This is a genomic window from Streptomyces sp. NPDC007162, from assembly GCF_040634175.1.
Taxonomy (GTDB): domain Bacteria; phylum Actinomycetota; class Actinomycetes; order Streptomycetales; family Streptomycetaceae; genus Streptomyces.
In genome coordinates this window covers 1-6481 of the sequence record NZ_JBEYFC010000501.1, presented here as the reverse complement: position 1 = coordinate 6481, position 6481 = coordinate 1, and the positions used below count along the sequence as shown (strand labels likewise).

Genomic DNA, 6481 nt, shown 5'->3' with positions numbered 1-6481 from the left:
GCGCCTTCCTGCCGCTGATCGCCTCCGGGCGCCCGGTCGGCTCGTGCATCCTCGGCTTCGACGACGAGCGCGGCTTCAGCACCGAGGAACGCACCGTCCTGATGGCGCTCGCCGGCCTGATCGCGCACGCGATGGAGAAGGCCCGGCGCTACGACAGCGAGGCCGCCCTCGCCCGCGGCCTCCAGCAGGCGCTGCTGCCGCGCCGGCTGTCGGCGCACCCCTGGGTGGAGACCGCGGGACGGTACCTGCCGGGCACCCAGGGCATGGACGTGGGCGGTGACTGGTACGACGTGGTGGAGGCCGGCGACGGACTCGCCCTGGTCATCGGGGACGTCCAGGGGCACGGGGTGCAGGCCGCCGCGACCATGGGGCAGCTGCGCAGCGCCGTGCGGGCGTTCGCACTCGGCGACCGGCCGCCCGACGAGGTGCTGAGCGGCACCAACCGGCTGCTCATCGATCTCGACCCGGGCCAGTTCGCGAGCTGCTGCTATCTGCGTCTCGACCCGGCCACCGGGCTCGCCCGGGTCGCCAGGGCCGGGCATCTGCCGCCCCTGCTGCGTGCCCCGGACGGCCGCACCGACGTCCTTCAGCTCCCCGGTGGTGTGGTCCTCGGTGTGGATCCGCGGGCCCGGTACCCGGTGACCGAGCTGGAGCTGGTGCCCGGCGCGATCCTCGCCCTGTACACCGACGGACTGGTGGAGCGGCCCGGCGCCGACATCGACGACGGCATATCCGCGCTGCGGGTGGCTCTGGAACGGGCCGGGGCGGTGCCCGGGCGGCGGGGCGGCCGGTCCCTCGCCGGAGTGGCGGACCGGCTCACCGCGATGGCCCGGAACGCCACCGACCGACCGGACGACGTGGCGCTGCTGCTCGCCACCCGCCGCCCCCCGCACCGAGGCGCCGACGACAGACCCCCACCCCCGCACCGAGGCAGCGAGAACCGACCCCAATCCCCCCGCACCGTGCCGCACGGACCGACCCCACCCCCCACCAAGCCGCATGAACCAACCCCAAGCCCCCCACCAAGCCGCACGGACCGACCCCAAGGCCCGCGCTGAGCGGCGGAGACCGGCTCGGACCGGGGGGCGGCACGGCATCGGGCCAGGTTGCCTCCCGAGACCCTCTCGCCTCGCGCGGCCGGGCAGTGTAGACATGGGCTCATGGTCCGTCTGCCCGGCCGGTCCGACACTCGGCCGCCCCGTTCCGGGAGTCCGCGTGCGCCGCTCAGCGAGGGGGAGCAGGGAGTGAGGGAGCCCGGGCGGGTCCGGTCGGCGCTCAGCGGGCGCAGTGTGGCCGGACAGGTGTTCGTGCTCCAGGTGGTGATCGTGCTGCTGCTGGTCGCGGCGGCCGTGGTGGCCCAGGTCCTCCAGGTGCGGCACGACAGCAGCACGGAGGCCCGCAACCGGTCGCTGGCCGTCGCCCAGACGTTCGCCGACGCGCCGGGCACGGCGGCGGCGCTGCGGCTGCCGCATCCCACGACCGTGCTCCAGCCGAAGGCGGAGGCGGCCCGCAGGGCGACCGGCGTGGACTTCATCGTCGTCATGAACACCGACGGGATCCGGTACACGCATCCCAAGCCGGACCGGATCGGCAAGAGGTTCGTCGGGAACATCGGCCCCGCGGTGGCCGGCGGCACCGTCACCCAGGAGGTCCACGGCACCATCGGGGAGCTGGTGCAGGCCGTGGTGCCGGTCAAGGACCCGGCCGGCAAGGTGGTGGGGCTGGTGTCGGCCGGCATCACCACCGCGCACGTGGGCGGCGCCGCCGACCAGCAGCTGATGCTGCTGCTGACCGCGGCCGGTGTCGCCCTCGCGCTGGCACTGGCGGGAACGGCGCTGGTCGGCCGTCGCCTGCTGCGTCAGACGCACGGGCTCGGCCCGAACGAGATGACCCGCATGTACGAGCACCACGACGCGGTGCTGCACTCGGTGCGGGAGGGGGTGCTGATCGTCGGTGGCGACGGCCGGCTGATGCTCGCCAACGACGAGGCGCAGCGCCTGCTGGACCTGCCCGCGGACGCCGAGCGCCGGCGCGTCGTGGACATCGGCCTGGACGGCGACACGGCGGAGCTGATCGCCTCGGGACGGGTCGCCACCGACGAGGTGCACCTGGTCAAGGACCGGCTGCTGGCCGTCAACCAGCGCCCGATCGAGGTGCGCGGCCGGCCGCCGGGCAGCGTCACCACGCTGCGCGACTCCACCGAGCTGCGCGCTCTGTCCGGCCGCGCCGAGGTGGCCCGTGAACGCCTGAACATGCTGTACGACGCCGGAGTGGGCATCGGCACCAGCCTGGACGTCACCCGGACCGCGGAGGAGCTCGCGGAGCTCGCGGTACCGCGGTTCGCGGACTACGCCACGGTCGACCTGTACGACGCGGTGCTCAAGGGCGAGGAGCCGAAGCCGGGGGACGCGCTGTGCCGGGTGGCGCTCACCGGTGTCCGCAAGGACGCCCCGCTGTACCCGGTCGGCGAGCGGTTCCGGTTCGTGCCGTCCTCTCCGCAGGCCCGCAGTCTCCAGACCGGCGAGTCGGTGGTCGAGCAGCGGCTGCGGGAGGCGCCCGGCTGGCGGGCCCAGGACGTGGAGCTGACCGGCCGGATCCTGGAGTTCGGCATCCACTCGCTGATCACGGTGCCGCTGCGGGCCGGGAACCTGGTGCTGGGCCTGGCCAACTTCTGCCGTTCGGAGAAGCCCGCGCCGTTCGACGCCGAGGACCTGGCCCTCGCCGAGGAGCTGGTGGCCCGCGCGGCCGTCTCCATCGACAACGCCCGCCGGTACACCCGCGAGCACAGCATGGCGGTCACCCTCCAGCGCAGTCTGCTGCCGCGCAGTCTGCCGGAGCAGAGCGCCCTGGACATCGCCTACCGCTATCTGCCGGCGCAGGCGGGTGTGGGCGGCGACTGGTTCGACGTGCTGCCGCTGTCCGGGGCCCGGGTGGCGCTGGTGGTCGGGGACGTCGTGGGGCACGGCCTGCACGCGGCGGCGACCATGGGGCGGCTGCGCACCGCCGTGCACAACTTCACCGCCCTCGATCTCCAGCCGGACGAACTGCTCGGGCTGCTCGACGAGTTGGTGAGCCGTATCGACCAGGACGAGACGCCCTCGGACAGTACGGCCACCATCACCGGGGCGACCTGCCTGTACGCGATCTACGACCCGGTCTCCCGGCGCTGCACGGTGGCCCGGGCCGGTCATCCGCCGCCGGCGCTGCTGCGGCCGGACGGCAGCGTGGAGTTCCCGGACGTGCCGGCCGGTCCCCCGCTGGGGGTCGGCGGGCTGCCCTTCGAGACGGCCGAGCTGGAGCTGCCCCCCGGCAGCAGGCTGGTGCTGTACACCGACGGGCTCGTCGAGGACCGGCAGCGGGACATCGACGAGGGGCTCGACCTGCTCGCCGGGGCCCTGGAGTCGGCGGCCGACGGCACCCCGGAGGAGACCTGTGCGGCGGTTCTGGAGCGGTTGCCGGCCCGCCCCAGTGACGACGTGGCGCTGCTCGTGGCCCGGACCCGGGCGCTCGGCCCGGACCGGATCGCCGAGTGGCAGGTGCCCGCGGATCCGGCGGCCGTCTCCGAGGTGCGGTCCGAGGTGACCCGCCGGCTGTCCGACTGGGGCCTGGACGAGCTGTCGTTCACCACCGAGCTGATCCTCAGCGAGCTGGTCACCAACGCCATCCGCTACGGCCGCGCCCCCATCGGGGTACGGCTGCTGCGCGACCGGACGCTGATCTGCGAGGTGTCCGACGCCAGCACCACCTCCCCGCACCTGCGGTACGCGGCGAGCACCGACGAGGGCGGCCGGGGCCTGTTCCTGGTGGCGCAGATCGCCGAGCGCTGGGGCACCCGCTACACGCCGGCCGGGAAGGTCATCTGGGCGGAGCAGCCGGTGCCCTGACGTCAGCCCAGGGCACGGTCGAGGTTGAAGGCGGCGCTGATCAGGGCGAGGTGGGTGAACGCCTGCGGGAAGTTGCCCTGTTGCTCGCCGGTGCGGCTGATCTCCTCGGCGTACAGGCCGAGATGGTTGGCGTAGGTGAGCATCTTCTCGAAGGCGAGCCGGGCCTCGTCCACGCGTCCGGCGCGCACCATGGCCTCGACGTACCAGAAGGAGCAGATGGAGAAGGTGCCCTCGTCGCCGCGCAGGCCGTCGGGGCTGGCCTGCGGGTCGTAGCGGTAGACGAGGGAGTCGGAGACCAGGTCCTCGGTGAGGGCGTCCAGGGTGGACAGCCACTTGGGGTCGGTCGGGGCGATGAACTTGGCCAGGGGCATCATGAGCAGCGAGGCGTCCAGCACCTCCCCGCCCTCGTGCTGGACGAAGGCGCCGCGCCGGTCGGACCAGCCGCGGTCCATGATCCTCCGGTAGATCGTGTCGCGGGACTGCCGCCAGCGGGGCAGGTCGGCGGGCAGGCCCCGCCGGTTGGCGAGGCGGATCGCCCGCTCGATGGCCACCCAGCACATCAGCCGCGAGTAGAGGAAGTCCTTGCGGCCGCCGCGGGTCTCCCAGATGCCCTCGTCGGGCTGGTCCCAGTGCTCGCAGACCCAGTCGACGAGGCGGGTGACGTCGTCCCACTGGGCGCTGGAGACGGGCTGCGCCCACTTGTCGTAGAGGTAGATCGAGTCGATGAGGGCGCCGTAGATGTCCAGCTGGAGCTGGCCGGCCGCGGCGTTGCCGACCCGGACCGGAGCGGAACCGCGGTGGCCCTCCAGGTGCTTCAGCTCGCGTTCGCCCAGGTCGGCGCGGCCGTCGATGCCGTACATGATCTGCAGCGGGCCGGAGGCGAAGCCGTCGCCCGGGCTGATGTAGGTGGTCACGAATCTCATGAAGGCCGCGGCCTCGCTGCTGAAGCCGAGTCGCAGCAGCGCGTACACGGCGAAGGCGGCGTCGCGGATCCAGACGTAGCGGTAGTCCCAGTTGCGTTCGCCGCCGAGCTGCTCGGGGAGGCTGGTGGTGGGGGCGGCGACGATGGCGCCGGTGGGGGCGTAGGTGAGCAGCTTCAGGGTGAGGGCCGAGCGGTGCACCATCTCGCGCCAGCGGCCCCGGTAGCGGGACTGGTGCAGCCAGCGCCGCCAGTAGCAGACGGTGGTCTCGAACTGACGCTGGGCCTCGGTGCGGGCGCAGCCGCGCGGGGCGATGTGCTCGCCGGCCTGGTCGAGGGCGAAGACGGCGGTCTCGCCCTCGACGAGCTTGAAGTCGGCGTGGGCGTCGGGGCCGTCGCTCTCCAGGGCCACCGTCGAGGTGAGCGCCAGGGACATCGCCGCGGACTCGAAGACGGCGGTGTCGCCGAGCATGCGCAGGGTGTGCGGCCGGGCCCCGTAGTCGAAGCGGGGGGCCACCCGGACCCGGAAGGGCACGGTGCCGCGTACGCACACCACCCGGCGGATCAGCCGGTGCCGCTCGCACTCCGCGGGCTCGGCGGACTCGCCGCTCACCGGCATGAAGTCCTGGACCTCCCCCACCCCCTCGTCGGTGTAGAAGCGGGTGATCAGCACGTTGGTGTCGGGGAAGTAGAACTGCTTGGTCCGGGCGGGTACGGCCGCGGCCAGCGCGAAGAAGCCGCCGCGCTCGGCGTCCAGGATCGCGGCGAAGACGCTCGGTGAGTCGAAGGACGGGGTGCAGTACCAGTCGATCGTGCCGTTGCTGCCGACCAGGGCCACGCTGCGCAGGTCGCCGATCAGTCCGTGTTCGGCGATCGGCAGGTAGCGGGGGCTTCCGGGGGCATTCTCGTAGAACGGCTGCTCGGCCATCGTGGCGGCCTCCCCGAAACGGGTGTACGGTCACGTACCAGCTTAAAAGGGAAGTGTTCCGTTCCGCACCGGCTGCCCGGGCGGGCCGGCCCCGGATCCGCTCGGGATGCGGGGCGCGGCCAGGCGGGCAATCGTGAGAAAGTGCACCCGCTCCGCGAAGGAGGGACCATGTCGACCTCAGAACCCGAAGCGTCCTGGTCGTCCGAGGACCGCGCCACCCCGGACTCCCTGCTGCACAGCGCCCCCGGCTCCGGGGTGGTACCGGAGGACCTGGTACTGGCGTCGGGCCGGGACGTCACCCCGGCCACCCTCGAATGGGCCAGGAAGAAGCTGGAGCGCGAGGGCCCGAACTGCATCGAGCGCCTGCTGCCCTGAGCACGGCAACAGCCCAGGTCCGCATGGGATTTCATACGGAGGTTGCCGGTTCACCCTTTCGGAGCGGGGGCGCCTGCTGACAGACTCCGCAAGGTGCCAGACTTCGACATGCTCGTCATCGGATCCGGTCCCGGCGGTCAGAAGGCCGCCATCGCCGCGGCCAAGCTCGGCCGCCGGGTGGCCGTGGTCGACAGCCCCGAGATGGTCGGCGGTGTGTCCATCCACACCGGCACCATCCCCTCCAAGACCCTGCGCGAGGCGGTCCTCTACCTGACCGGACTCACCCATCGCGACCTGTACAGCCGCTCGACACCGCCGGGGGTGTCCAGCGGGCCGGTGATCATGCCGATCCTGCGGCGGCCCACGGCCAGCAGA

The 6481-nt window shown here is 72.9% G+C and carries 5 protein-coding genes; 4 read left to right on the top strand and 1 reads right to left on the bottom strand.

From position 1 onward, the window contains the following. Both ABZ646_RS37340 and ABZ646_RS37335 read left to right on the top strand, forming a co-directional pair. On the top strand, positions 1-1058 hold a 1058-nt coding region (locus ABZ646_RS37340; protein ID WP_360529364.1), incomplete at its 5' end, for a GAF domain-containing SpoIIE family protein phosphatase. A 102-nt stretch (positions 1059-1160) separates the two neighbouring features. Then, a complete protein-coding gene (locus tag ABZ646_RS37335; protein ID WP_360529361.1) occupies positions 1161-3884 on the top strand; it encodes a SpoIIE family protein phosphatase in 2724 nt (907 codons plus the stop codon). 2 nt (positions 3885-3886) lie between these two features. Here the strand turns inward: ABZ646_RS37335 and ABZ646_RS37330 are convergent, their stop codons facing one another. Further along, a complete protein-coding gene (locus ABZ646_RS37330; RefSeq protein ID WP_360529358.1) occupies positions 3887-5731 on the bottom strand; it encodes a glycoside hydrolase family 15 protein in 1845 nt (614 codons plus the stop codon). Positions 5732-5899: 168 nt separating this feature from the next. Here ABZ646_RS37330 and ABZ646_RS37325 point away from each other — a divergent pair, with 168 nt between their 5' ends. Further along, positions 5900-6106 carry a hypothetical protein gene (locus ABZ646_RS37325; protein ID WP_360529355.1) on the top strand — a complete coding sequence of 69 codons (207 nt, stop codon included), beginning with the start codon at positions 5900-5902 and terminating at the stop codon, positions 6104-6106. Between the two features lie 93 nt (positions 6107-6199). Beyond that, on the top strand, positions 6200-6481 hold a 282-nt coding region (locus ABZ646_RS37320; protein WP_360529352.1), incomplete at its 3' end, for an FAD-dependent oxidoreductase.

Coding starts and splice junctions, on each gene's coding strand:
- ABZ646_RS37335 (WP_360529361.1), top strand. CDS start 1,161: ATGGTCCGTCTGCCCGGCCGGTCCGACACTCGGCCGCCCCGTTCCGGG.
- ABZ646_RS37330 (WP_360529358.1), bottom strand. CDS start 5,731: ATGGCCGAGCAGCCGTTCTACGAGAATGCCCCCGGAAGCCCCCGCTAC.
- ABZ646_RS37325 (WP_360529355.1), top strand. CDS start 5,900: ATGTCGACCTCAGAACCCGAAGCGTCCTGGTCGTCCGAGGACCGCGCC.